25 protein-coding genes are annotated in these 25,110 nt (G+C 72.9%); 9 read left to right on the forward strand and 16 right to left on the reverse strand.

Going from position 1 to position 25,110, the window contains the following annotated elements:
* Window positions 1-38: 38 nt before the first annotated feature.
* On the forward strand, window positions 39-2,042 hold the full coding sequence (locus tag ACSU6L_RS17865) for a tetratricopeptide repeat protein (protein WP_437058004.1): 2,004 nt from the start codon (window positions 39-41) through the stop codon (window positions 2,040-2,042).
* A gap of 138 nt (window positions 2,043-2,180) precedes the next feature.
* Here the strand turns inward: ACSU6L_RS17865 and ACSU6L_RS17870 are convergent, their stop codons facing one another.
* Both ACSU6L_RS17870 and ACSU6L_RS17875 read right to left on the reverse strand, forming a co-directional pair.
* Entirely contained in the window at window positions 2,181-2,609 is a 429-nt protein-coding gene (locus ACSU6L_RS17870) for an ABA4-like family protein (RefSeq protein ID WP_437058006.1), read from the reverse strand.
* Window positions 2,606-3,529 carry a hypothetical protein gene (locus ACSU6L_RS17875; protein ID WP_437064941.1) on the reverse strand — a complete coding sequence of 308 codons (924 nt, stop codon included), beginning with the start codon at window positions 3,527-3,529 and terminating at the stop codon, window positions 2,606-2,608. Before ACSU6L_RS17875 ends, ACSU6L_RS17870 begins: the two co-directional genes overlap by 4 nt.
* A gap of 190 nt (window positions 3,530-3,719) precedes the next feature.
* Here ACSU6L_RS17875 and ACSU6L_RS17880 point away from each other — a divergent pair, with 190 nt between their 5' ends.
* Window positions 3,720-4,373: a MerR family transcriptional regulator gene (locus ACSU6L_RS17880; RefSeq protein WP_437058008.1), complete on the forward strand. Its 654-nt coding sequence runs from the start codon at window positions 3,720-3,722 to the stop codon at window positions 4,371-4,373.
* 12 nt (window positions 4,374-4,385) lie between these two features.
* Here ACSU6L_RS17880 and ACSU6L_RS17885 read toward each other — a convergent pair whose 3' ends face one another.
* A complete protein-coding gene (locus tag ACSU6L_RS17885; RefSeq protein ID WP_437058010.1) occupies window positions 4,386-5,909 on the reverse strand; it encodes a multicopper oxidase family protein in 1,524 nt (507 codons plus the stop codon).
* Between the two features lie 503 nt (window positions 5,910-6,412).
* On the opposite strand from ACSU6L_RS17885, the gene ACSU6L_RS17890 reads away from it, so the two are divergent.
* Window positions 6,413-7,123 carry a DUF2637 domain-containing protein gene (locus tag ACSU6L_RS17890; protein ID WP_437058012.1) on the forward strand — a complete coding sequence of 237 codons (711 nt, stop codon included), beginning with the start codon at window positions 6,413-6,415 and terminating at the stop codon, window positions 7,121-7,123.
* Window positions 7,124-7,321: 198 nt separating this feature from the next.
* Here the strand turns inward: ACSU6L_RS17890 and ACSU6L_RS17895 are convergent, their stop codons facing one another.
* From ACSU6L_RS17895 to ACSU6L_RS17910, 4 genes are all read right to left on the reverse strand, one after another.
* The gene (locus ACSU6L_RS17895; RefSeq protein ID WP_437058014.1) at window positions 7,322-8,260 is read right to left on the reverse strand and encodes a phosphotransferase family protein; all 939 of its coding nucleotides are present in this window, start codon (window positions 8,258-8,260) and stop codon (window positions 7,322-7,324) included.
* Between the two features lie 150 nt (window positions 8,261-8,410).
* Window positions 8,411-9,004: an SMI1/KNR4 family protein gene (locus tag ACSU6L_RS17900; RefSeq protein WP_437058016.1), complete on the reverse strand. Its 594-nt coding sequence runs from the start codon at window positions 9,002-9,004 to the stop codon at window positions 8,411-8,413.
* An 80-nt stretch (window positions 9,005-9,084) separates the two neighbouring features.
* Window positions 9,085-9,882: a class I SAM-dependent methyltransferase gene (locus ACSU6L_RS17905; protein WP_437058018.1), complete on the reverse strand. Its 798-nt coding sequence runs from the start codon at window positions 9,880-9,882 to the stop codon at window positions 9,085-9,087.
* A 93-nt stretch (window positions 9,883-9,975) separates the two neighbouring features.
* On the reverse strand, window positions 9,976-10,125 hold the full coding sequence (locus ACSU6L_RS17910; protein WP_437058020.1) for a hypothetical protein: 150 nt from the start codon (window positions 10,123-10,125) through the stop codon (window positions 9,976-9,978).
* 221 nt (window positions 10,126-10,346) lie between these two features.
* Here ACSU6L_RS17910 and cpt point away from each other — a divergent pair, with 221 nt between their 5' ends.
* Window positions 10,347-10,880: a chloramphenicol phosphotransferase CPT gene (cpt, locus tag ACSU6L_RS17915; RefSeq protein WP_437058022.1), complete on the forward strand. Its 534-nt coding sequence runs from the start codon at window positions 10,347-10,349 to the stop codon at window positions 10,878-10,880.
* 19 nt (window positions 10,881-10,899) lie between these two features.
* On the opposite strand, the gene ACSU6L_RS17920 is transcribed toward cpt, so the two are convergent.
* Window positions 10,900-11,973 (reverse strand): hypothetical protein, encoded by a 1,074-nt coding sequence (locus ACSU6L_RS17920; RefSeq protein ID WP_437058023.1) that lies wholly within the window; start codon window positions 11,971-11,973, stop codon window positions 10,900-10,902.
* 109 nt (window positions 11,974-12,082) lie between these two features.
* A complete protein-coding gene (locus ACSU6L_RS17925; protein ID WP_437058025.1) occupies window positions 12,083-12,451 on the reverse strand; it encodes a DUF952 domain-containing protein in 369 nt (122 codons plus the stop codon).
* Between the two features lie 104 nt (window positions 12,452-12,555).
* Here ACSU6L_RS17925 and ACSU6L_RS17930 point away from each other — a divergent pair, with 104 nt between their 5' ends.
* Window positions 12,556-13,974 carry a condensation domain-containing protein gene (locus ACSU6L_RS17930; protein WP_437058027.1) on the forward strand — a complete coding sequence of 473 codons (1,419 nt, stop codon included), beginning with the start codon at window positions 12,556-12,558 and terminating at the stop codon, window positions 13,972-13,974.
* Between the two features lie 10 nt (window positions 13,975-13,984).
* Here ACSU6L_RS17930 and ACSU6L_RS17935 read toward each other — a convergent pair whose 3' ends face one another.
* Window positions 13,985-15,682: a lysyl oxidase family protein gene (locus tag ACSU6L_RS17935; RefSeq protein ID WP_437058029.1), complete on the reverse strand. Its 1,698-nt coding sequence runs from the start codon at window positions 15,680-15,682 to the stop codon at window positions 13,985-13,987.
* Window positions 15,683-16,150: 468 nt separating this feature from the next.
* Here ACSU6L_RS17935 and ACSU6L_RS17940 point away from each other — a divergent pair, with 468 nt between their 5' ends.
* The gene (locus tag ACSU6L_RS17940; RefSeq protein WP_437058031.1) at window positions 16,151-16,540 is read left to right on the forward strand and encodes a hypothetical protein; all 390 of its coding nucleotides are present in this window, start codon (window positions 16,151-16,153) and stop codon (window positions 16,538-16,540) included.
* Window positions 16,541-16,591: 51 nt separating this feature from the next.
* Complete coding sequence (locus ACSU6L_RS17945; RefSeq protein WP_437058033.1) at window positions 16,592-17,542, forward strand: restriction endonuclease; 951 nt, start codon at window positions 16,592-16,594, stop codon at window positions 17,540-17,542.
* On the opposite strand, the gene ACSU6L_RS17950 is transcribed toward ACSU6L_RS17945, so the two are convergent.
* Window positions 17,499-17,933 (reverse strand): DUF7144 family membrane protein, encoded by a 435-nt coding sequence (locus tag ACSU6L_RS17950; protein ID WP_437058036.1) that lies wholly within the window; start codon window positions 17,931-17,933, stop codon window positions 17,499-17,501. The two genes, ACSU6L_RS17945 and ACSU6L_RS17950, sit on opposite strands and share 44 nt — an antisense overlap.
* 106 nt (window positions 17,934-18,039) lie before the next feature.
* Between ACSU6L_RS17950 and ACSU6L_RS17955 the strand changes: the two genes are divergently transcribed.
* Entirely contained in the window at window positions 18,040-18,552 is a 513-nt protein-coding gene (locus tag ACSU6L_RS17955) for a hypothetical protein (RefSeq protein ID WP_437058038.1), read from the forward strand.
* Between the two features lie 26 nt (window positions 18,553-18,578).
* Here ACSU6L_RS17955 and grpE read toward each other — a convergent pair whose 3' ends face one another.
* The 4 genes from grpE to thrS form a co-directional block, all read right to left on the reverse strand.
* The gene (gene grpE / locus ACSU6L_RS17960; RefSeq protein ID WP_437058040.1) at window positions 18,579-19,046 is read right to left on the reverse strand and encodes a nucleotide exchange factor GrpE; all 468 of its coding nucleotides are present in this window, start codon (window positions 19,044-19,046) and stop codon (window positions 18,579-18,581) included.
* Between the two features lie 64 nt (window positions 19,047-19,110).
* Window positions 19,111-20,757, reverse strand: a complete 1,647-nt coding sequence (locus tag ACSU6L_RS17965) for a glycoside hydrolase family 13 protein (protein ID WP_437058042.1) — start codon at window positions 20,755-20,757, stop codon at window positions 19,111-19,113.
* 192 nt (window positions 20,758-20,949) lie between these two features.
* The gene (locus tag ACSU6L_RS17970) at window positions 20,950-21,924 is read right to left on the reverse strand and encodes a nucleoside hydrolase (RefSeq protein ID WP_437058044.1); all 975 of its coding nucleotides are present in this window, start codon (window positions 21,922-21,924) and stop codon (window positions 20,950-20,952) included.
* Window positions 21,925-21,951: 27 nt separating this feature from the next.
* On the reverse strand, window positions 21,952-23,298 hold the full coding sequence (thrS, locus tag ACSU6L_RS17975; RefSeq protein WP_437064942.1) for a threonine--tRNA ligase: 1,347 nt from the start codon (window positions 23,296-23,298) through the stop codon (window positions 21,952-21,954).
* A gap of 225 nt (window positions 23,299-23,523) precedes the next feature.
* Between thrS and ACSU6L_RS17980 the strand changes: the two genes are divergently transcribed.
* Window positions 23,524-24,342, forward strand: coding sequence for a hypothetical protein (locus ACSU6L_RS17980; RefSeq protein WP_437058046.1), 819 nt, complete (start codon window positions 23,524-23,526; stop codon window positions 24,340-24,342).
* A gap of 24 nt (window positions 24,343-24,366) precedes the next feature.
* Here the strand turns inward: ACSU6L_RS17980 and ACSU6L_RS17985 are convergent, their stop codons facing one another.
* Entirely contained in the window at window positions 24,367-25,092 is a 726-nt protein-coding gene (locus ACSU6L_RS17985; RefSeq protein WP_437058048.1) for a GAF and ANTAR domain-containing protein, read from the reverse strand.
* Window positions 25,093-25,110 lie beyond the last annotated feature (18 nt).

The raw sequence follows: 25,110 nt of genomic DNA on the forward strand, positions 1-25,110 counted from the left end.
CCCGGCGGGCGGTGCCGGGCGTCTGACACGATCTGCGGATGCACGAGCAGACACTCGCCGAAAACGCGGACGTGATACCCGAGTTGGCCGCCGCCGAGGCAGGGCAGCCGGGAGCGGCCCGCACGTACGCGGAACTCCTGACCAAGCAGGGGCAGGTGGACCAGGCCCTGCCCTGGTGGGAGAAGGCCGCCGACGAGGGCGACGCCCAGGCCGCCCGCACCCTCGCCATCGTCCACCGGGATCGCTGGGACTTCGCGGAGGCCGAGCGGTGGTACCGCAGCGCCGCCGACCGGGACGGCGGCTGTGCGTTCGGGCTCGCGACCCTGCTGGAGGAGGCGGGCGACCACGCCGGGGCGCGGGAGTGGTACGAGCGGGGCGCCGAGCTGGGCAGTGTGGAGTGCCTGACCAACGGGGCCGTCCGGCTGGCCCGGCGCGGCGAGTGGGACGAGGCGGTGCGGCGGCTCGAAGAGGCGGACGAGCGGGGCGACCACGTCGCCTACCACGCCCTCGACGCCGTCAACCGCATCCTCGAAGACCTCGGACAGCGGGAGGCCGACCTCGCGGAGGCCGAGCAGGACGGCGACGCGGAGGCCGCCTACGACGCGCTGGGGGAGCTGACCGAAGGCGAATACGACCAGGTCTTCGAGAACTACCCCGCCGCGGCCGCGGCCGCGGAGGCCCTGTTCGCCAGGGCCGCGGCCCTCGGCAACGCCAAGGCACTGGTGGACCAGGCGCTCCTCGCGGTCCGGGACGACAACCGCTGGCCGGAGGCACGCGCCCTCGCCGAGCGCAGCCACGAACTGGGCTACTCCGGTGGCGCGTGCGTCCTCGGCATCTGGTACGAGCAGCGCGGCGAGCTGCGCGAGGCGGAGAAGTGGTACCGGGCGGCCGACGCGTCGGACGGCGGACACTTCGTCGCCCGTGCCAACCTCGGCCGGCTCTGCGCGCGCCAGCTCCGGCTCGACGAGGCGGAGGAGTGGCTGCGCGGCACCGGTGTCGACGAAGAGAACCACGATCCGTGGGACAGCACGCACAAGCGGATCGTCCAGACGTACCAGGACATCGCCGAGGCGCGCGACAAGACCGAGGAGCCGGCCGAGGCGGCGCTGCGGGAGCGGCTGCCGGAGCTGCTGGCCGCCGCCGGGGCGGACGGCGCCGGCCCGGCGGAGATGCTCGCCTGCGCCGACGCGCTCGACCGGCTCCGGCGGCTGCCCGAGGCCGCCGAGTGGTACCGCCGGGCGGGCACCCCGCAGGCGCTGCTCGCGCTCGGGCGCATGCTGTACGAGCGGGGCGGCGCCAAGGGCAGGCACCTCATCCACCTCTACGAGCCGGCCGCCGAGGCCGGTGACGCCGAGGCGGCCTACGAGATCGCCGAGATCCACGACCGGGCCAAGGACGCGCGTTCCGCCGGGCTCTGGCACCTGCGGGCGGCGCGGCTCGGGCACGGCCGGGCCGCCTGGGCCGTGGCCTGGGTCTCCCAGCAGCGCGGCGGCGACCCGCAGTTCGCGGAGCGCTGGTACGTGCGGGCGGCGGAGACCGGGCTGTCCCGGCCCGCCTACCTCGCGGGCAAGAGCATGGTGCGGTACGGGCGCCACGCGGAGGCCGAACGATGGCTGCGGCTCGCGTACGAGGACGGCATCGTCCAGGCGTCGTACGACTTGGGCCGCTCCCTGCGCGCACGGGGGCGGCAGGCGGACGCCGAGGAGTGGCTGCGGCTCGCGGTGGAGCGGCGGAACGAGTTCGAGCCGGAGTCGGACGGGCTGTTCCGGCGGCGGGCCGACCCGCGGCCGGAGCTGGCCGGGCTGCTCGTCGACGCGGAGCGGGACGAGGAGGCGGCCGGTCTGGTCGGGGAGATCCTGGAGCAGTATCCACGCCATGTCGAAGGCAACCGCCTCGCGGGCGTCCTGGCCCGCCGCCGGGGCGATCTGGCCGCCGCCGAGAAGCATTACGAGGTGGTCGCCGACTGGGAATCCGACGGCAGCGCCAAGATGACCCTGGAGGAGATCCGGTCCCTGCTCCGGCAGGTCCACCCCCGGCAATGACACCACCGGCGGGCCGACGGCCCCGCTCCGAGGGCGGGAGGGCGGTGCGCCCGGGCACCGGTCGGCCCGGGCGCACCGCTGTCGTCCTCGGAGGACGGACCCGAGGCGTGTGGTGGTCGTAGGCCCCGGATGACGAGCTCATCGCCCACGGCGCCTGGACGTCGTCTCGCGCAGGCCCAGGAAGACCAGCAGGCCGATCGGCGACAGCAGGATCGTGAGCACCAGCAGCGGTCCCATCAGCAGGGGGGAGATCCCCAGCCGCCTGCCCTCCCGGTACATCCACTGGCCGATCAGCAGGTCCCAGGCGATGACCTGGGCCCACAGGGCCCCGGCGCCGTCCGCGAGTGCCGTCAGGTCGCGGAAGGCGTCGAGGTCCGGGCTGCTGACCGCGGTCCACAGCTCGGGGAAGACCGGGATCGCGAGGGCGAGGTAGACGAGCAGTACGGGCGCCACGGTCCACGGTGACGCGGCGACGCGGGCGGTCGGGCCCCAGGTCGGCGCGAAGATCATGAGCAGCCAGACGGGGGCGGCCAGCCAGAAGGAGAGTTCGAAGAGGAAACCGGTCACGACACGAGCTCCTTCGCGGGAAGAGCGCCTTCGGTCCCGGTCGTCGCCCTGGACGCGAGGGGCTTTCGCGCCGCCCGCAGGGAGCCGTACGTGCCGAGCGCGGCGGCCAGCACGATCAGCCCGGCCGTCCCGAGCGTCGCGCCGTCCGGGCGGAGCAACGGCTGGCCCCGCAGCGCCTGCCGGAGAACCAGCGCGAAGACGGCGGCGTAGGCACCGGAGGCGACCAGCACCAGGCGGATGCGGACCCGGTCGTCGGCGAGGCGGGCGAACCGCGGTGCGAGCGCGGCCAGCAGCATCAGCAGCAACGGCAGGAGCTGCAGCGCGTGCATGCCGACGAAGTGCGGGATCCGCAGATCGCCGCCGGTGGTGGACCAGCCGGTCAGCGGCATCGAGGGACCGCCGTCCGGCACGCCCACACTGTGCGCGCCGACCACCTCGGAGACGCCGGGCCGCTGCCCCGGCGCGGGCCGGGTCATCAGGATGCCGACGGCGGCGCCGGCCAGGGCGATGACGATGCCGGAGCGCATCGCCCAGGCGGACGCGCGGTCCGCGATCCGGGCGCGGAGCAGCAGCACGGCGATGACGAGGGTGCCGAGCCACAGGACGACGACCGTCGCGCCCATCGCGTCGAACAGCGCCTCGTCGAACGGTGTCTCCTGGTTGAAGTGGCTGCGCCTGCCGCGCACCACCTGCGTGGTGATGATCACCATCTCGACGAGGCTCGCCAGTGCCACGACGGTCCCCGCCCACCAGCCGACGCGCCGGCCCCTGGGCAGGAGCGACAGCATCCAGGCGAGGGAGAGGCAGTACGCCACGAACGAGACCGCGAACTTGAACGGCTTGGACCAGATCGGCGCCCCCACCAGGACCCGGTCGTCGACCACCAGCCCCACCGCGGACACGACCGCCATCGCGGCCATCGCCGCGGAGAACAGGACGAGCGGCCGATGCCATGACCGGTATGCCGGCGCATGTGAAGAGAACATGATGACCCCCATGAGTAGATAGTGACGCTATCCGCTATCCGATAGCGCCACTATCTATGATGAGAGGCGAGCTGGCAAGCGCCGGCAGGGGCGAGCAGGACGAGGGCCGAGGAGTGAACCGGCAGTGCGCATCGGAGAGTTGAGCCGGAGGACCGGGGTGCCGGTGCCGACGATCAAGTACTACGTCCGCGAAGGTCTGCTGCCTCCGGGCGAGCTGACCAGCCGCAACCAGGCCAGCTACGGCGAGGCGCACGAGCGCCGGCTCCAGCTGATCCGCGCCCTGCTCGACGTGGGCGGCATGAGGGTGGCCGAGATCGCGGAGGTCCTGGCGGCCGTCGACGACCCGCGGCGCCCGCTGCACAAGGTGCTGGGCGCCGCCGCGGACCGCCTCGGCGACGCGAGTGCCGAACGTGACGACGCCGAGTCGGCGGCCGCCCGTGCCGCCGTCACCGATCTCGTCGCCCGGCGTGGCTGGCTGACGCACGAGTCCAACCGCGCCGCGGCCGACCTGGCCAAGGCTCTCGCCGCCATGGCCCGGCTGGGTCACGGGGCCTTCGTCGAATGCCTCGACGACTACGCCGAGGCGGCCGAGCGGGTCGCCCGTACCGACCTCGCGTACGTGGACCGGAAGGTGGCGGTCGAGGACATGGTGGAGGGGGTGGTCATCGGCACCGTCCTGGGTGAGGCGGTGTTCAGCGCGCTGCGCCGCATGGCCCACGTCGACGCCTCGGCGAAGCTGTACGGCACCGACGGACCGCGGCGGAGCGAGTCGGGCTGAGCCGGCCCGCGCTCAGTGATCGTGTGCCGTGTGGGAGCCCTCCGTCCCACCGGCGACGTCACCCGCGCGCCCGCCCTTCTCCACCACGACGAACTGGCCCATCATGCCCTCGTCCTCGTGGTACAGCAGGTGGCAGTGGTACATGTACGGCGTGTCCGGGTCGGCGGGGCCGTCGAAACGCAGCGCGAGCTTCATCGTGGTGCCGTGCGGCAGGAACACCGTGTCCTTGGGGCCGCGCAGCTCCGGGGGCGGCGCCTCGCCGTTCACCTCCAGGACCCGGAACTGCACGTCGTGGACGTGGAAGTTGTGCGGCATCCCGTTGTCGTTGCGCACCGTCCAGGTCTCGGTGGTGCCCCGCACGACCGTCTCGTCCACCCGGTTCATGGCCATCTCCCGGCCGTTGATCCCGGACCGCTTCAGGTCGAAGTGGCGTCCGCGCACCGCGTCCGACTCCTTCGGCAGTTCCAGCCGGGCCAGTTCGCCGGGGACTTCCGGTGAGGGGCGCAGCCGGTCGGCGGCCCGCAGCTGCAGCACGTCGAACGCGTCGTCGCCGCCGTTGAACCGCTGCTGCCAGGCGCCCGCGTAGTTGTCCTGCGGGAAGCTGCGCAGCACGGTCCGCTCGCCGGGCCGCATCCGGACGACGACCTCGGCCCGCTCGCCGGGCGACAGCTGGATCCGGTCCAGCCGCGCCGGCCGTTCCAGGAGCCCGCCGTCCGTGCCGACGACGGTGAAGGCGCGGTCGTCGGAGAAGCCGAAGGAGTAGGTGCGGGCCGTGGAGGCGTTGAGCAGCCGGAGCCGTACGCGCTCGTCGGTGACCTCCTGGTAGGGACTCAGGGTGCCGTTGACCATCGTGCGGTCGCCGAGGAAGCCCGCGTTCTGCATGAAGCCCTTGCCGTGATCGAACTCCGCGCCGTCGAACTTGACGTCCTGGACGATCACGGGCAGGTCGTCGACTCCGTACCGGTTCGGCAGATCCGGCTGCCGGGCGTCGTCGTCGACGATGAACATGCCGGCCAGGCCGCGCTGCACATGCTTCTCCGTCGCCCCGTGCGGGTGGGGGTGGTACCAGAGGGTGGCCGCGGGCTGATCGATCGTCCAGTGCGGGCTCCAGCTGCCGCCCGCGGCGATCATCTGGTGCGGGCCGCCGTCCATCTTCGCGGGCAGGTGCATACCGTGCCAGTGCACGGTCGAGGCCTCGTCGAGGCCGTTCGCTATCCGCATCCGGACCTTCTCACCGCGCTCGGCGCGCAGCGTCGGGCCCAGGTAGGCGCCGTTGAAACCCCAGGTGGCGGTCTTGCGGCCGTCCTCGAACTCCTTCTCGCCGGCCTGCATGCGCAGGTCGAACACCCGCGTGCCGTCCTTGTCGAGGCGCGACTCGGCCAGGGGCGGTATCACCAGCTTGTTCTCGAACGGCTCCTCGCCCACCGTGCTGACGTCGGTGCCGGTCCACAGCCACAGGAAGAGGCCGCCGACGGCGAGCGCCAGCACGGTGACGACCGATCCGAGAACGACGAGGACGCGCTTGATCCGGGACATGGTTCAAGGTTCGCCGCGCGACCGGTGTCCGGGCATCGGGGCATCCCCCCATCCGACCCCGGTCCGGCCCTGTGCCGCCCTCAGGGTTTTCCCCCAGCGACTTCCGGTCACCACGGCGCCGCGGTCACGCCAACACGCTTTTCGTACAGGGATATTTGGTTTCTGAATGGCTCCTCGATCAAGTAATTATCCGGGTGCCCCTTCACTCATTTGCCGCGCATCCGTCGAAGTACGACGGCGTTAGTCGGGATATGAACAAGGCAGCCAAAGAAGGGCGCTACCGCCTCCTCGTGAAGCACCCCGCCGTCGCAACGAGTGAGCTTCCGGCCGTCGTTCAGGCGACCGAGCCCCTTCTGCGGGAATTCCTGGATCTGTTGAACAGACTAGAAGCTGATCTCGCTCAGCGATGGATCAAGGCCGAAGGTCGATAATCTTTCCGGGAGGGGAACGGATCGGAGCAATCAGGCTGCGTCATGTATGACGAAGGAACCGATCGCCTGGCGATGCACGACAAGGTGGGCAGGGGGCGGCACCGGGCTCCGACCGAGGCGTTCCCGGAACCCCTGTCACCCCCGGACGCGGCCTGGGATCCGGCCGAGGAACTGGCCTGGATGCTGCGGGAGGCCATGGAGGAGGAGCTTCCCAGAATCCCCTCTCCCCGCGACGAGGAATCAGTCACCGCTCCCGCCGGCGGCACACCCATGGGAAATCTTCAGGAGATCACGGCGGAACTGCCGCCGCTGAGGCACATCTCCCGGCGTCACCGCAGGGTTCCCGACCGCAAGCGGCCGACCGCCCTGCAGACCACGAGCTACCTCGTCGCCGCGCTGGCGGCGGTCATCGCCTCCGCGGTCAGCTTCTTCAGCGGACTGGTCGCCTGCGATCCGCTGCGCGTCGTCGCCGCGACCCGCGTCCCGGACGCCGTCGTCGCGTGGTGGCCGCTGCTGGTGTACGGGCCCTGGCTGGTCGCGTCGCTCTCCGTCCTGCGGGCCGCGCTGCATCAGCGCCGGGCGGTGCACTCCTGGTGCACGGTGGTCCTGTTCTCGGCGATCGCGGTCCTCTTATGCGTCGTCCAGGCGCCGAAGAACCTCCTCGACACCACCGCGGCCGCGCTGCCGGGACTCGCCTCTCTCGCCTGTTTCCAGCAGGCCGTCCGGCAGATCACCCTGACCCGGGCGCCCCGTAGGTCGACGGCACGGCACAGAACGCCGTGAGTCCGTGTCGAGACCGGCGAACGTGTTTGTTCATGATCGCCGCCGGGGCACCCCATAACCGAAATCGAATTGCCGCCGCCTTTTCACCTGCTGGAATCCGCCGACGAAAGTGCGGCAGGGACGGCACGTCCCATCGGCCTGATTCGGGCGGCTTCCGTTGACCGGGTGTGGCCACGGCCGCCGGGAGGGCCGGGACGCTCAGCCCAGAAGTGCCCGTGCGACGTCCGGCCGGTTCAGGGCGGCGACACACCAGGCGAAGTGACCGTCCCCGCCCTCGGCGTCATACGCGTTCGCGGTGATCAGCGAGTACGCCGCGCGGTAGACCAGAAGCGCGTCCCGCTGACAGCCCAGGCGCTCCTCGATCCGCTCGTACAGCCCCAGCTCTGTTTCCAGGGCGGATTCGCCGTACATGTCGAAGACCGAGGCCGCCACGGCGGCGTCGAAGACCGGGTCGCCCTCGGTGGTGAGGAAACCCCAGTCGAGCACCGCGGTCGGGGAACCGGCGTCGTCGGCCAGGATGTTGGCCGGGATCAGATCGCCGTGGATGACGGCGCGGCGTCCGCTGTCGACGTCGCGCAGGCGGCCGGGCAGCGCCCGGAGCTTCTTGTCGAGGTCCTCGACGGCCGGTTCGAGCACCTGCCTGAACCGGCTGTGGCGGCGCTCGGCCAACGCCCAGAGGACAGCCGGGAAGTCGTCGGCCGCGTCGTAGAGGGACCTCTCCTCGTCCATGACCGACAAGGTTCGGCCCTCGGGCAGCGGGCCGCTGCCGGCCAGACCGGCCAGGACGTCGACGAACGAGGATCGGGCCTCGTCGAGGGTGACGCGGCCGGCTGCCAGGTGCTCGCTCAGGGGCGTGCCGACCAGCCGCTGCTCGATCGTGACGCACCGGCCCTCGATCACGTGCACCTCATGGATGCGCGGGACCGCGAACTCGAAGTGCTTGGCGCGCAAAGCGTCGTGGAACATCCGGGTCCTGTGCAGCGCGGCCTCCGGCTGGCCGAACCAGATCTTGGCGACACGGTCCCGGTCGATCTCGTAGACGAGCCCTTCCATGCCCTGACCCAGCGGTCGGGGGTCCGCGACGCCGGTCCAGCGGCGCAGCAGCCGGGTCGCCTCGTCGTGGGTGGGAAGGTTCACGGCCATCCTGATCTGCTCCGGTTCGTTCGGGTCGGATGCCGGCAACCGCGTCGAGGCGGCAGTGCACACACGCTACGCGGCCCGGCGTGGTGGATCGGCCGGGGCGGCACAGTACGCGACGGGCCTGGGCCGGTTGCGTCCACGCCCCGGTCAGTGCCGGCGGATGATCTCCGCGTTCGGACGGAACCGGGTCCGCTCCTCCGGATCGACGACGGCGTCGCGGTCGGTGAAGTAGTACGACGTCGTCGTGCCGGCCACCACGTCGTGGAGGAACCGGCCGCACGGCACCGGATGCGCCTCCCAGAGGGGCCCGCGTCCCTCGTTGAGGATCACGGTCCAGTCCTCCGGGGCGACGCCGGGCCGGACCAGCCAGTACAGGACGTGTCCCGAGCCTTCCACGTACGCCCAGGGCACCAGCCCGGCATCGCCGTCGGCCAGCTCCGCCGGCTTCTCCTCGCCCGCCTCCCAGAGTTCCGCGAGGATCTCCGCGCGCTCCGCGTTCTGGGCGACCAGGTCGTACATGGCCTCCGGGCAGCCCGGTTCCAGCAGCCACAGCTCCCCGGCGAACACCCCGCCGCCGTAGACCTCGACGAGCCGCTTGTAGTCGGCGGGCAGGGCACAGCCCAGTTCCCGTTCCACGGCGTCCCACTCGACGCTCCGCCCGGCACCGGCCGGCGGCGGACAGATCCGCACCAGATCGTCGACGGCGTCCGGGCCCGCACCCGGCTGTATCTCCCTCGGCATGGCGTCCACCCTGCACCATCCCCCGCGGGGACACGAACGGACCCGCCCCTCTGCGCGAGGGGCGGGTCCGATGGGTCGCGTCAGTCCAGCGGCGAACGGCTGACCCGGATCTTGGACTGGCCGTGCGGCCGCTTCTCCCAGTCGTCCATGAAACGGGCGTGCAGTCCGTGGCGGCGGGCGAGGGTGAGGAGGGTTTCGGTGCGGTAGTAGAAGTCCTCGCGCAGCACCTGGTGTTCGGTGCCTTCGGTGCGGTCGAAGGTGAAGTCGAAGAAGCCGGTCGGTGTCAGCACCCGCCCCACGTTCGCCAGGCACTCCTCGATGACGTCCAGGGGCGAGTGGGAGAAGACGCTGTGCGCGTGGACGACGTCGAAGTGCTCGGCGGGCAGGAAGTCGAGCTTCAGATCGCCGGTGATGGTCAGGTGCGGCAGCTTGTCCTGGAGTCCGAGCTCGGCGAGGGTCCGCTTCGCCTCGATGAGGATGTCCGGGGAGATGTCGATGCCGTAGTAGTGGCCGGTGTCGAGGTGGTCGATGAAGCGCCAGCCGCCGCGCAGGTTGCCGCAGCCGATGTCGAGCATGCGGTGCTCGGGACGCAGCCCGTGTTCCAGCAGGTAGTCGAACTGCATCTGCCCCAGGGCGAGCCACCGGTCGTGGGTCTGGCTGCCGACCGCGGCGTCCGGGTCGCGGCGGGTGTCGGAGGCCATCACGGCCCGGTAGTAGCCGACGTGGTCGCGGTGCTTCAGGCGCAGCCAGGCGTCCCGGCCGGCGCGGCGCACGTAGGGGGCGATACGGCCGGGGTGGCGCAGGGCGTAGCCGACCTTGTGGGTCACGGCGGCGCGGTTGCTGCGCAGTTTCCTCGGTGACTTGGCGTCTGCGGGCATGGCGAAGCGACCTCCGTACGGAAAACAGGAACAGGAAGTGGATGCGGGAAGGGGATGCCGGAAGGGGACGGTGCGTAAGGAAATGGTGCGCGGTCAGGCGCGGCGGCGCATGACGAGGACCGTGCCGAGGAGGAGGGCGACGGTGAGGCCGCCGAGCAGGGCGGTGTCGATCCACTGGAAGGTCCAGTAGTCCCCGGCGGGGATGGCCTCGTAGAAGCGGGAGACGTACCCGCCCTCGGCCATGCACTCCTTCAGCTCGCCGCCGGACGGGTAGGGGCGGCCGCAACTTCAACTTCCTGGTCGTACGCCTCGGACGGGCGACTGGTGGTGACGTTCGGCGGCAAGCAGGTCACCTGGTGACACCCGCCTCGCACGGCAGGCGCTCGCACGGCAGGCGCTGAAGGCCCGGCGGCGGCCCGGAAAACCCGTACCCCGTGCCGCCCCGGCGCCTTTACCGTGGCGCGATGACGACTCAGGTGATCGTGCTCAACGGCGGCTCCAGCTCGGGGAAGTCCGGGATCGTCAGGTGTCTGCAGGCGGTCCTGCCGGAGCCGTGGCTGGCCCTCGGGACGGACACGCTGGTCGACGCGCTGCCGGCGGCCATGCGGGCCTCGGACGGCGGGATCGAGTTCGCCCCGGACGGTGAGGTGATCGTCGGGCCGGAGTTCCGGGCGCTGGAGGCGGCATGGATCGCGGGCGTCGCCGCGATGGCGCGGGCCGGCGCGCGGGTCGTCGTCGACGAGGTGTTCCTCGGCGGGGCCGGCTCGCAGGCGGAGTGGCTGAAGGCGCTGAGCGGACTGCGCGTGCTGTGGGTCGGCGTCCGGTGCGACGCGGCCGTCGCCGCCGGGCGGGAGGTCGCCCGCGGTGACCGGATCGTCGGGATGGCCGCGGCCCAGGCCGACCTGGTCCACCGGGGCGTCTCCTACGACCTGGAGGTGGACACCACCCACGCGGAGGCGATGGACTGCGCCCGGACCATCGCCGCGCACGTCAAGTGATCCGCGGCCGGGCCCCGGCCTACGGCACCCCCGCCGGGCGCCGCAGCGCGCCCAGCACCCAGCGCATGTGCTTGCGGTGGGTCACCACCAGGACCGGCACGCCCTCGTCCTCGCACTCCAGGACCAGCGCCTTGCCCCCGTAGTCGGGGAACTCCGGGTCGGTCCGGTAGGGCGGGCGGGCCCGGACCGGGGTGAGGGCCGGGGATGCCTCGCGGCGGAGGGCGGCGCCCGTCGGGTCGGGTGTCGTGGCCAGGCCGGTGGGACCGGCGGCCAGCATGCCGTCGGCGCGCGCGTACGGCACCTCGCCCACGATCACCCCGGGGAAGACCCGCTGCTCGGCGGGGAAGGCCGGGGTGACGGCGACCGTGTCGTCGCCGCTCTCCCCGCGCCGTACGACCCGTACGGCCACCGCGCACACCGCCACGACCACCGGGGTGGCCGCGCCGACCACCAGGAACGCCTCGCCGGGGCTGCCGGTGGGCCAGGGCGCGAGGGCACCGACCCCGGCGAGGAACACCGCGCCCAGGAGCGGGGTGCCGAACTGCCAGGAGTAGGCCCGGCGGGAGATGTGGTGGCGCCGGCGCCACCAGGCCGTGACCGCCAGGAAACCCAGCCCGTAGAGGCCGACACCGAGACCCCACGCGCAGAACAGCCGCCAGTCGCCGCGCGGGTCGGCGGTCGTGTAGGCGCGCTGGCCCGGGAAGTCGACGTAGCGGATCTGGTCCCGCCAGTACGTGACGTCGACGCGACCGCCGGGGCGGGCGCCCGGGTAGTCGTACTCGCCGCCCCGCAGCCGGGTCCGGCTGGACTTCCCGTCGACCTGGTCCAGGTACAGCCAGAACGAGGCCGAACGCCGGCCCTTCTTCCGCTCGGTCCGCTCGACGCGCGCGGTGACCGTCCGCAGGCAGTCGTCGCCGTGGCCGCCCGGCGCGCAGGCGACGGCCGCGCGGAAGGCACGCTCGTCGTCGAGGGCGCCGCGCAGCGGGACGATCAGCACGAACGCCGAGATCAGCGCGCACACGACGCCGATCGCCACCGCGGCGCGCAGGTGCACGACGGTCCTCGGTGGGCGGGAGGTGGCCGGGGTCGTCATGGGCTCATCCTGCGGCACCGAGGCGGCGGCGGACACAGCGGGGTCGGGCACCCTTCGACGACGGTTCACTGCCGGGGACCGGCAATCCGCCGGTGCCGGGCGGTCCCGCTCAGCCGGCGTCCCGCAGCCCCGTGGCCCGGCCCCCGTCCTCCGGGTCCCAGACGACCTCCTGCACCCGCACCACCGCCTCCCGCGCGATCGGGCCGTACACGTGCGGGAAACGAGTCCCCTCGGGAACGCCGGGGGGCGGTGCGGGGTCGGCCTCCTCCCACACGCATTCCGCGGTGAGGCGGGTCTCGTCGATGTGCAGGACCAGCAGCGGCCTGGGCGCGGCGCGGTAGAACGCGTCGGCGATCGCCAGGGTGACCTGTTCGCCGGGCGAGCAGTGGACGAAGCCCTCCTCGGCGAGGGTCGCGGGCGCGTACGGGCGTTCCGGGGCCGCGGTCCAGGCGGTGGCGGGGACGATGTGGTGGATCACCCGCCGGTTATATCCCGGATCGGGTGCACCGTGCCGGGTCCGCGTTGCCTCGAGGGGCGTCCGGTCGTTGGTCTCCTTATGCGTCGATCGAGCGGAGGCCCCCCATGCGCATGACCGACCTCGAGCGGTGTGAGATCCGCCCGGGGCGACTCGTGGAGTGGACGCTGCACCCGGCGGCCGTAGCGGCGGCGGGCGCCCTGCCGGACGACGCGCGTCCGCCCGCCTACGTCCAGGAGTCCCATCTGCGCACCTCCCGCTCGGTACGCCAGGACGGCCTGTTCGTGCCGACCTGGCTGGGAACCGCGTTCGACCTCCCGGGGCGGGTCGATCTCGACGCGCTCCAGGCGGCGCTGCACACCTGGACGCTGAGGCACGAGACGCTGCGCAGCGGCTTCCGCTGGTCCGGCGAGGAGGTACGGCGGTTCACGCTGGCCCCGGAGGCGGTCGCGCTGCACCGCGCGGACATCGGGCACTTCTCGGACGCGACGGCGCTCACCCGCTGGCTGCGGGATCGTTTCGATGCCGGGGCCGACGCGCTGACCTGGCCGAACTTCCTCTTCGCCGCGGTGGTCCGGGACGACGGCGCGAGCGTCTACATGGCGTTCGACCACAGCAACGTCGACGCGTACTCCATCCACCGCATCGCCGCCGAGATCCACGAGCTGTACGCCGCGGGCCTGGCGGGCCACCCCGCCGCCGTCACCCCGGCCGCCAGTTACATCGACTTCTGCGCGACGGAGCGCACGGACGCCGACCGCATCGACGACTCCCACGAGATCGTGGCCCGCTGGCGGGACTTCATCGCCCGCTGCGACGGCCGGCTGCCGAACTTCCCCGTCGACCTCGGCCTGGACCCCGGCGGCCCGCTGCCCGAGCAGAAGCTCCTGCACGAGATGCTGGTCGACGACGTCACCGCGGCGGGCTTCGAGGCGTACTGCCGTCCGTACGGCGGCAGTCTGGTCGGCGTCCTGGCCGCCACCGCCCTCGCGGTCCACGAGCTGAGCGGCCTGGACGTGTACCGCACGGTCGTGCCGTTCCACACCCGCGCCACGTCCCGCTGGGCCGACTCGGTGGGCTGGTACGTGGGCGGCGCGCCGGTGGAGATCCCCATCGCGCAGGCACCGGACTTCGACGGCGCGCTGCGGCTGACCCGCGACGCGCTGCGCCACAACCGGCGGCTCGCCCGGATGCCGCTGGCCCGGGTCCTGCGGCTGCTGGGCGCCCACTTCCGCCCCACCTCGCCCGACCTGTACTCGATCGTGTCGTACGTCGACACGCGCGGCACGGCGGGCGCCGAGCGCTGGCAGGAGCTGAAGGCGTACGGGCTGATCCGCGTCTCGTACGGCGACCAGGTCTGCCTCTGGCTCACCCGGCTGCACGAGGGGGTGCAGTTCGCCTGCCGCCACCCGGACACCGACAGCGCGCACAAGAACCTGCGGCGGTACGTGGAGCGGTTGCGGGAACTGGTGGTGTCGGCGGCCCGGGAAGGGGCGGGGCGGGCGGTGACGCCCGCCCCGCCGTGAGCCGTGCGGGCTACTTCGCGTCGATCAGCTGGTGCGGCGGGACCGTCACCGTGCGGGCACCCGGGGTGCCGCCGAGGACGACCTTGCGCAGGGCGACGTTGTTGTTGAGGTTGGTCTCCTTCAGGCGCTTCTCCGGGTTGGCGATGACCTGGATGTAGTACGTGCCGTTCGGCAGCCCGGTGATGTCGAAGGACTGGCCGGGGCGGTACTGGGTGTAGGTGTCGCCGGAGCCGACGTCCAGGACCTCACGCACCGATATGGAGTTCTGCTCGCCGCAGGCGGTCGACAGGTCGGTGTTGTACGGGTGCCAGTTGGCGTTCTTCACCGTGTAGTCGATCGCGTCGGTGTTGGCGAGGCAGAACGCCTCCTTGCCGCTGCGCACCTCCTTGGTCTGGTCCTCGCTCAGCAGGCGGTAGCTGGCGAAGTCGGTGAAGTGCCAGTGCTCGTGGCCGACGCGCGGGTCCCACTCCATGGTGCCGGTGGGGCTGTAGCCGACCTGCTTGCCGTTCGCGTCGTAGAAGTACTGGTACGCGTCCATCAGGTCCTTGCCCGGGCTGCGGAAGCCGTCCACGACGAGCGGGGCCGGGCCCGCGTTCCAGACGTTGGCGCTGAAGGCGAGGTAGTCCTTGCCGGGCACGTCGCCGTCCTCGCCGTCGGTGATGGCGATGTCCCAGGCCGGCAGCGAGCGCAGGTCGGGCTTGGGCACGTCCGCGGGGACGCCGGCCCGGCCGGTGGGCCGCTTGGCGTTCGGCTTCAGCGCCGGGGCGATCCGGGAGCCGTCGGTGTGGCCGGGGCCGTCACCGAGGTGGTGGGCGAGGCCGCGGTCCTCCAGGGCGTGGGAGAGGGCCGGCGGGGTGGGGGCGTCGGCGCCGCGCGGGCCGTAGTGGTGGGCGGCACCGGCCTGGGCCGTGCCGTGGCCGGCGCCGTGACCCGCGCCGTGACCCGCGCCGTGGTGGGCCGACTTGCGGGCGGCTGCCGCGCCCTGGCCCTCGCCGTCGCCGGTCTCCCGGACCGTCACCTTGACGGTGGGCCGGTCGTCAGGGATGGAGAACAGGTCGCGGTACTTCTTCGCGACCGCCACCTTCGCCGTGTACTCACCGGCCGGCAGGTCAACCGGCTTGTCGTAGTCGACGGTGCTGGAGTTGGACGCCCAGCCCTTCTCCACGCCCCACACCGAGCCCAGCGTGAACGGGTTGGTGGGGCAGCTCTCCGGGTAGTGCGAGGTCGCCGGGGCGTCCGGGCGGATACGGCCGGAGGCGTTGTTCGGGCAGAAGGTGCCCTTGCTCTTGGCGACCTCCTTCCCGGCCGCGTCGGTGACGGTGACCTCCAGGAAGCCGGGCAGCCCGGAGAAGTCCTTCACCAGACCCGCGGGCAGGGTCTTCGTCTTCGTGGTGCCGCCGTCGCGGAGGATCTGCTTGGCGACCACCGGGTCCTTGTACGACTTCCTGGTCACCTTGAACTCCAGCGGCGCGCCGTCTACGGAGACGTACGTGCCGAGGTCCAGGTATACGCCGGGTTCCCCTTCCCAGCGGTCGATCGTCACGGCGTTCGACGCGGCGATCAGCTTCAGCTTCGGCTTGCCCCCGGCCGCCGGCGTGGCCTTCCCGGCGCCCGGTGCGGCCGCCGCCGCCGCGACGACGACGGTGAGCGCGGCGCCGGTGGCGAGCGTGGCCCGCTTCAGGCGTGTGCGGTTCTTCTTACTGGTCATCGGTTCCTCGTCTGCGAGTGCCGCGGTCGAGCGGCATCGGACTGGGCAGCTCACGCCCGGCCGATGTGCCGCGGACGCTCCCCACGCGTCCTGGCCGAGCCTGTGAGCAACCTGTGAGACCGGTAAATCAGGTGTGGAGGTTGCCTGTTGGGACTGAAGAGGAACAGACCAAGCGCGGACGGACAGCAGAAGGGGAGCAGAGGAGGAGCAGAGGAGGAGTCGGCGAAGCAGTCGGCTGAGGGGCGTGCGAGGTGGCGCGGGGGGCGCGGAGGCAGCTCGTACCCATTCGCCACGGTTCGCCACCCCTTCCCCGGCTTAGAAATATCCACAAGCATGAGCACCCCTGTTCCGGAACTCGGAGGTGCACTTATGCGAGGCGCCCAGAGACGGGCCGAGGAATGGCTCTCCGCGGCGGCCACGGACCCACGTGCGTGCAAGCGCCAGTGGGCAGGGGAGAGCGGGATATCGATGGTGGCCTGCGGACGGTTCTGGGACGTGCTGACCGTCCCGGAGAACCTGGGCGTGCTCGCCCTGGACGCCCTGCTGTGCATCCCGCAGGCGCCCGGCCCGGTGCTCGCGGACACCGGATCCCGCCGGGTCGGCTTCTTCCTGCCGCCGGACCCGCAGGGGCGGTGGGTCGGCCCCGACATCCGGTACGCGGGCCGGGGCTCCTGGATCGCCGTCCCCGCCCCGTACCGGGCCGCGGGCCGGCTGCGCTGGCTGGTGCCGCCCGACGGCACCGGGTCGCTGTTCGTGCCCGCCGCCGTCGAACTCGCCCTCCAGCAGGCCCTCGGCACCCTCGCCGGGCACACCGATACCCGCGAACGGTGCCCGACTTGCGGGGCGCACAGCGGCTGAGACGGGGTCCCTCGGCCGGGGCCGTACGACGGGATTGCGATACTCCAGCCCGTGAGCACGGACAACGCCCAGCAGGCCGGACGTCACCAGCCCCCGGCCCGCCGCCCCATACGCAGCTGGCAGGAAGCCGAGCGCAACGCCGCCGCGTGGATGCGCCACTGGGGCTACCACGACGCCGCCGCACGCCCCGGCGGGGCGGACGGCGGCGTCGACGTACGGTCGACGCGGGCGCTGGGGCAGGTGAAGTTCCAGGCCCACGCGGTGGGGCGGCCGGAGCTGCAGCGGCTGTTCGGGGCGCGCGGGCGGCACATGGACCGGCAGCTGCTGTTCTTCACCGGCAGCAGCTACGCCTCGACGGCCGTCGAGTACGCCGCCGAGAACGACATCGCGCTGTTCGTGTACGCCCTCGACGGCGCGATGAACCCGGTCAACGCGGCCGCCCGCAGGATCAGCTCGGCCGCCCGGAAGCAGAAGCCGGCACAGACCTCACGCCCCACGCCGAAGCCGCAGCCCGCGCGGACGGCACCGCCCGCGCCCAAGCTCACGCTCTCCAAGGCGTCCGATCCTTCGCGACCGGCCGAGCCCGCTCCCCCGAAGCACCGCCCCGGCTCCGCCCGTTTCGCCCTCGGGTTCATCCTCGCCGTCGTGGCCCTGGCCCTGCCCGCCTCCGACAGCTTCGTGCCCCGCCCGAGCCGGACCGTGGCGACGGCGGCCATGCTCGTCGTACCGGTGCTGCTGATGGTCTGGGGCGTCGTCGAGAAGACCCGGCGCCGGTTCGGGCACACCGCTCTGGGGCTGTTCCTCCTCCAGCTGCCGGTGGGGTGGCTGTGCAACGCGCGGCTGTGGCAGGGCGGCATCGCCCTGACCACCACCATCACCCTGGCGTCCAGCGCCGCGGGCGTCCTGCTGCTGCGGCACGGCGCCCGGGTGCGCGCGGCGGAGGCGAAGACGGAGGAGCTCACCGGGTCGTCGGCGGGCGGTGCATCGCGAGTGCCCAGATGACGAAGAAGTCGACGGCGATCATGATCAGCGCCCAGAACGGCGCGTACGGCAGGAACATGAACTGGACGATCAGGCCCAGCGACGCCAGCACGATGCCGACCGCGCGGGCCCACTCGGCGCCCCTGAGGATGCCCGCGCCGGTGAGCGCCGCGATCACGCCGAGGACCAGCAGCACCCAGCCCCAGCCAGTGAGGCTGACCTCGTACAGGTAGTGGCCGAGCCGCGCGTACACGTCGTCCTCGACGATCGCGGCGATGCCCTGCAGGACCGCCAGGATGCCGTTGACCAGCAGCAGGACACCGGCGAAGACGGTGCCGCCGGAGGCCAGGTCCACGCTCGGGGGCCTGGCGGAGGCGGCGGGTTCGGTGTACCTCGGCTGCTGCTGGCTCATGTCTCGACGATCCGCCGGTCAACCCGCCCCCACCAGGCGGAAGCGTCCGTTCGGGTGACCCCGAAGGACCCGGAGTGCGGCGTCACCCGGTCGGGCCTTCACTGGAATGAAGACCCGCACCCTGGGAGGCACCATGGCCTGTCACCGCAGGACCTGGGCCGCGCTCACGGCCGCCGCGGCGGCCACGGCCCTCGCGCTCACCGGCTGCGCCGACGAGGAGAGCACGCCGCAGAACCCGGTCGGCAGCGCCGCCTCGGCGGCCGAGTCCGCCGCTTCCCGGGCCGGCGAGGTGGTGGAGTCGGCCACCGCCGAGGTGCAGCAGCGGTTCGACGACATCACCGGCGGCGTCGACGTCAAGAAGGACGTGACGCTCGGCAAACCCACGACCGACCGTGACGGGCGGGCCGCGGCCGAGGTCACCGTGCGGAACACCGCCGGTTCGACCAAGTCCTTCGCCGTGCAGGTCACCTACAACGACCAGGGGGGCAACTTCCTCGACACGGTCGTGGTGACCGTCGCCGACGTGCCGGCCGGCGAGACCCGCTCCGGCACGGCCCGCAGCAACCGCGACCTGAGCGGGAACGTGAAGACCGAGGTGAGCCGCGCCCTGCGCTACTGACCCACGGCCGTGATCCTCCCGGCGCCCTACGCCGGGCCCGTGACCTCCACGGCGGCCGGGCGGAGCAGGACGTCGCCGACCCGGTAGCCGGGGCGCAGGACCGCCGTGCAGACAGGGTGTGCGGCGGTCGGGGAGACGTGGTGGACCAGCGCCTCGTGGCACACCGGGTCGAACGGCTCGCCCACCTCCCCGAACGCCACCAGCCCCAGCCCGCCCACCTGGGCGTACAGCACCCCGGCGATCTCGGTCAGGCCCGGCGTGGCCGGCTCCTGGGCGCGGGCCGCGTCGACGACGTCCAGCACCGGCAGCAGCCCGCGCAGCACGTTCGCGACGGCGATCTCCCGCACCGCGAGCCGGTCGCGCCGGACCCGCTCGCGGTAACGGGCGTACTCGGCCTGGACCCGTTTGAGGTCGGCGGTCCGCTCCGCGACCTCGGCGACCAGGCGTTCCCATCCCTGAGACCGGCTGTGCTCCATCTCGGCCTGCCCGTGCACTCGCCTACACGCCTTGGGTAGGCCCGCACGGCCGGGCCTGTCAAGCCCCGGAGGGTGTCTCGCCCTACCCGAGCCAGACGGTGGTGTCCGGCGGGAGCACCCCCTGCTCGTCGAGCGGCGTGCTGCTCAGCAGCAGCTCGCCGGGGGGCAGCGGCACGGGCCCGCCGGACAGGTTGGCCACGCACCGCCAGCCATCGCTGCGGTCGAACGCCAGCACACCGTCCGGGGTGTCCTCCCGCCAGGTCAGCTCCTCGCCCTCCAGCAGCTTCCGGCGCAGCTTCAGCGCCAGCCGGTACAGCTCCAGGGTCGAGCCCTCGACCCCGTCCTGCGCCTCGACGGCGTAGCGCGCGAACACGTCCGGCTGCGGCAGCCAGGCGCCACCCGCGCCGAAGCCGTACGACGGGCCGGTGGTGGTCCACGGAAGCGGTACCCGGCAGCCGTCGCGGCCCTTGCGGACGTGGCCGGTCTGCTCCCAGATCGGGTCCTGGAGGACGGCGGTGGGCAGGTCGGCGACCTCGGGCAGGCCCAGTTCCTCGCCCTGGTACAGGTACGACGACCCGGGCAGCGCCAGCATCAGCAGGGTCGCGGCGCGGGCGCGGCGCAGTCCGGCGGCGGGGTCGACGGCCGGTGCGCTGCCGCCGGACAGCAGCCAGGCGTCGAGGTCGGTGCCGGGCGGCAGGACCAGCCGTGAGGCGTGCCGTACGACGTCGTGGTTGGACAGCACCCAGGTGGCGGAGGCCCCGGCGGCGCGGGCGGTGGCGAGGGAGTCGGTAATGACACGGCGCAGTTCGCCGGCGTCCCAGCGGGTCTTCAGGTACTCGAAGTTGAAGGCCTGGCCGAGTTCGTCCGGCCGGGCGTACAGCACCCGGCGGGGGCCCGGCACCCAGGCCTCGGCGACGGCCATGCGGGGCGGGGAGTAGGCGTCGAGGATCTTGCGCCAGTCGCGGTAGATCTCGTGGACCTCGTCGCGGTCGAAGAAGGGGTGGGTGCCGGGGGCGAACTCGGTCAGGTACTCCTCGTCGCTCAGCTCGGGCGCGCCGAGGTCGCGCAGCGGCTCGCTCAGGTCCTTGGCGAGGGCGTGCGCGACGTCGACGCGGAAGCCGTCGACGCCCCGGTCGGACCAGAACTTCAGGGTGGTGCGGAAGTCGGCGCGGACCTCCTCGTTCTCCCAGTTGAGGTCGGGCTGTTCGGGGGCGAACAGGTGCAGGTACCACTGTCCGTCGGGGACGCGCTGCCAGGCGCTGCCGCCGAACACGGACTGCCAGTCGGTGGGCGGCAGTTCCCCGCCGGGGCCGCGTCCGTCCCGGAACACGTACCGGTCGCGGGCGGCCGAGCCGGGCCCTGCGCGCAGCGCCTCCTGGAACCACACGTGCCGGTGGGAACTGTGATTGGGGACGAGGTCGACGATGACCTTCAGGCCCAGCCGGTGCGCCTCGGCGGCCATCGCGTCGAAGTCGTCGAGGCTGCCGAGGCGCGGGTCGACGTCCCGGTAGTCGGCGACGTCGTAGCCGCCGTCGGCCAGCTCGGACGGATAGAACGGGCTCAGCCACAGCGCGTCGACGCCGAGCGCGGCGAGATGCGTGAGCCGCTGGGTGATGCCCTTGAGGTCGCCGAGTCCGTCGCCGTCGGCGTCGGCGAAGCTGCGGGGGTAGACCTGGTAGATGACGGCCTGGCGCCACCAGTCGGGGTTCTGGGAGGAGATGTCGGGCACGCGGTCTCCTTCGCGGCATTGCGGGTGATGCGGGTGACAGTGCAATGACTGTCCACATCGCCGGAAAAGCGAACATTCCTTGCGCCGCAGCGGGTTACCGGACGGATTGTCAGATGATGTGATGCCCTTGTTGTCGTACGGCGTTCTGTCGCCGTAGGCGTTCTGTCCGTGCGGCGTTCCGCCGACGACCCGTCAGGACGCTTCCGGTCCTTCCACCGTCGCCACCCACAACTTCACGTACCGCTCCACGTCCACGTCCAGGGCCACGTCCACCAGGCCCGGTGCGCGGCCCTCGCCGTGGATCTCGGCCTCGCCGGGGCGGGGGCGGCGGTCGACGACGGTCTGGCCGCGGGCCGGCCCCGGGGCGAGGGAGACCTCGACCGGCAGCAGACGCGTGGTGAGGCCGGCCGGGTCGGCGACCGCGCACACCGCGCCCGCGTCGCCGATGCCGCCGCCCGGGTCGGCCGGGTCGGCGTCCGGGGTGGCCGGGCGGTGGGCGAGGAGTTCGCCGGCCAGCCGGGCGCCGGGCTCGGTGCTCGCCCGCAGCCGCCGGACGTCGGGGCCGGGGACGACGACCCGGGTGAACACGTCGAGCCCGTACATGGTGATCGGCACCCCGGCGGTGAGCAGCACCGCCGCCGCCTCCGGGTCGTGCCACACGTTGAACTCGGCGACCGGCGTCGCGTTCCCGCAGGCCACCGCGCCACCCATGAACACGATCCGCTCGATGTTGCGGGTGACGTCCGGGTGGGTGCGCAGCAGGAGGGCGATGTTGGTGAGCGGGGCGGTGGGGATCAGCGTGACCGGGCGGGGCGAGGCGAGGATCTCGCGGCGGAGCAGGGTGACCGCGTCCACCTCGGCCGGGGTGCGGGCGGGGGCGGGCAGACCGAGGTCGCCCATCCCGTCCTCGCCGTGCACGTGCCGTGCCGAGCGCGGCGGCTCGACCAGCGGCCGCTCGGCGCCCCGCCCGACGGGGATCCCGGGGGCGCCGGCCTGCTCCAGCACGGTGAGGGTGTTGCGCACGACCCCGTCCACCCCGGTGTTCCCGGCGACACAGGTGACCGCGCGCAGGTCGAGCCCCGGGTGCCGGACGGCGAACAGGAGGGCCAGGGCGTCGTCGACGCCGGTGTCGCAGTCGATGATCACGGGGATGGGCCGGCCGGTCACGGGCACTCCTTCCGTCTGCGACGAACCCTATGCGGACTCCCCGCTCCCCGCGGCCTCCCACAGCTCGGTGCCGCGCGCGGCGACCCGCTCCGCGACGCGTCGCAGCAGGGCGTCGGCCGGCAGGGCTCCGGGCTGCCGCCCGTCCCGCAGCCGTACGGCGGCCAGTCCTCCGCCGGCCTCCCGCTCGCCGACCACCGCCTGGTACGGCACGAGCCGCGCCGCCCGGATCCGCGCGCCGAGGCTGCCCTGCCCGGGCCCGCGCAGCTCGGCCCGCAGCCCCAGCCGGACTGCCCGTTCCACGATCTCCCCCGCCGCCGCCTCCTGCGCCTCGGCGACCGGCAGCACGACGAGCTGCACGGGCGCGAGCCACGCCGGGAAGGCGCCGCCGTGCTGCTCCATCAGGTGCGCGACGGCCCGCTCGACGCTGCCGATGACGCTGCGGTGCACCATGACCGGCCGGTGCCTGCCGCCGTCGGCGCCGATGTAGTGCAGGTCGAAGCGTTCGGGCTGGTGGAAGTCGATCTGGACGGTGGAGAGGGTGGACTCGCGTCCGGCGCCGTCCACGACCTGCACATCGATCTTGGGCCCGTAGAAGGCGGCCTCGCCCGGCACGGCCTCGTACGCCACCCCGGCCGACTCCAGCACCTCCCGCAGCAGCGCGGTCGCCCGCCGCCACAGCTCCGGGTCGGCGACGTACTTGCCGCCCTCGCCGGGCAGGGAGAGCCGGAAGCGGGCGGCCCGGATGCCGAGGTCGGCGTAGGCGCGGCGGATGAGGGCGAGGGCGTCGCGGGCCTCCGCCACGGCCTGGTCGAGGGTGCAGAAGATGTGGGCGTCGTTGAGCTGGATGGCCCGGACGCGGGTCAGCCCGCCGAGCACCCCCGACGGCTCGGAGCGGTACATGCCACCCAACTCGGCCAGGCGGAACGGGAGTTCCCGGTAGCTGTGCGAGCGGGAGCGGTAGATGAGCGCGTGGTGCGGGCACAGGCTGGGCCGCAGCACGACCTGTTCGGCGCCCAGCTCCATGGGCGGGAACATGTCCTCGCTGTAGTGGTCCCAGTGCCCGGAGATCTCGTACAGCTCCCGCTTGCCGAGCACCGGCGAGTACACGTGCCGGTACCCGGCGGCCCGTTCGGCCTCCCTGACGTACTCCTCCAGGGTGTGCCGTACGACGGCCCCGTCGGGCAGCCAGTACGGCAGCCCGGCGCCCATCAGCGGATCGGTGTCGAAGACGCCCAGCTCGCGGCCGAGTCGTCGGTGGTCGTACGAGGTCATCGCGGTCTCCTCTCGCTTCGAAGCCCTCTCGGTTGCGAGGTGAGCACCGCACGACGAAGCCCCGGGGCGCTCACCCCGGGGCTTCGGACATCTGCTCAGCAGTCAGCGCGCCGGGACGTTCTCCGGCGTCGTCGTGCAGGACGGGATGGCGCGCTTCATGGACCCGACGGTAGCGGGGGCCGGCGCGGGAGCGCGAGGCGTTTTCTCCCGGCGACCGCGCATGATCACCCGGACGGCCCGGCGCGCTGGTGACCCGTCGCGGGCAGTGATGCCGTGGACGTACCCCGTCGCACATCCCCCGCTCCGGAGCCCTTGGAGTCCCCCTCGATGCCCCGATCGCTGCCCTCGTCACCCGCCCGGACCGGAACCCGCCTCACCGCCCGCGTCCTCGCCGCGGCGGCCCTGCTCGGTGCCGCCGCCTGCTCCGCGATCAAGGTGGAGGCGGAGCCGCGCGAGCCGGCCACGCCCTCCGCGTCCTCGCGGGCCGCCTCGTCCGCCGACCCCGCCCGGTCCCCGGCCCCGGCGACCGCCCCCGCGCTGACCGACGCCCAGGCCCGGGAAGCGCTCATCGACGCGACGGACCTCGGGGAGCCCTGGACTCCCACCAAGGGCGCGGCGACCTGGCGGGACGCCTTCCTCAAGACACGGGCCGCCCAGGGCACCGACCCGGACTGCCAGCGCCTGCTCGACGCGCTCTACGCCGACGAACTGCTGGGCGCGCCCGCGCGGGCGGTCGTCGCCCTGGACAACTGGTCCAGCGGCTCCCAGCTGCGCTACCAGGTCACCGCCCAGCGCCCGGCGGAGGTCGACCGCACCCTCGCCTGGATGCGGACGCTGCCCGGCAAGTGCGCGGGGTTCTCCGCCACCACCGCGTCCGGCACCGAGCAGCAGGTGACGGTGAACGGCGCCCCGCTCCCGGAGGTCGGGGACGCCCGCCAGGCGCTGCGGCTCACCGTGACCATCGAGTACGAGGGCGAACCGGTCACCCTCACCCTGCACGCCGTGGCCGTCCGCGTCGGCGACGACGCCCTCACCCTGACCAACGGCGGCCTGGGCGACGTCTCCCCCGAGGTCACGACCGGGATGACGGAACTGGGCGCCGAGCGGCTGGGGGAGGTCCGCAGGCAGGGGCGGGTGCAGGTGTGACGCGCCGCTCGCGGGCGGGGGCCGCTATTCGAAGTCGAACGGCTTGCGCTGGGCGACCAGTTCGTGGGCGAGGTCCAGGACGGTGCGCCCATGGGCGAAGGCCCGGGCGCGCAGCAGGGACAGCGCCTCGTCGGAACCGATGCCGAGGCGGGCCATGATCATGCCGACGGCCTGGAAGACCTGGTCGTGGCCGTCGGCCAGGTCGCTCAGCCAGGTGCCGTCGGCCCGGTCGCCGTACTCGTCGTCGCAGGGCAGGGTGGTGAGCGCGACGGTCATGACCTTGGCCACGAGGTGCGCGATGTGCAGTTCGCGGGCCGTGAGGGTGCCCGGGGCGTCCCGGTACAGGTCGAGGGTGCCGACGCAGCCGACCCCGTCGCCCAGCGGCAGCGCGTACACCGCCCGTACGCCCGCCGCGGTCGCCTGCTGCGCGAAGACGGGCCAGCGGCCGGCGTTCGCGGTCGAGGTCAGGTCGGCGGCGAGCACGGGCCTGCCGCTGTGGGCGGCGTCCAGGCAGGGCCCCTCTCCCAGGGTGGCCTGGATCTCCATGAGGTCGGCGGCCCGGTCGTCCCCGGCGCTCAGCGGCACCGGCATCCGGTCGCCGCACAGCGAGACGCTGGCGCAGTCCACCGGCAGCACCCGGGTCGCGACCTGGCACAGCCGGCGCGGCAGGTCGCCGGGGCCGACGCCGCGCACCGACTCCGCGATCACGTCGGCGGCCCACGCCCCGTCCCGCTCGTCCCTGGGCCGCACGTCCGAACCCCTTCTCAC

Source organism: Streptomyces sp. enrichment culture (assembly GCF_964272855.1).
GTDB lineage: Bacteria > Actinomycetota > Actinomycetes > Streptomycetales > Streptomycetaceae > Streptomyces.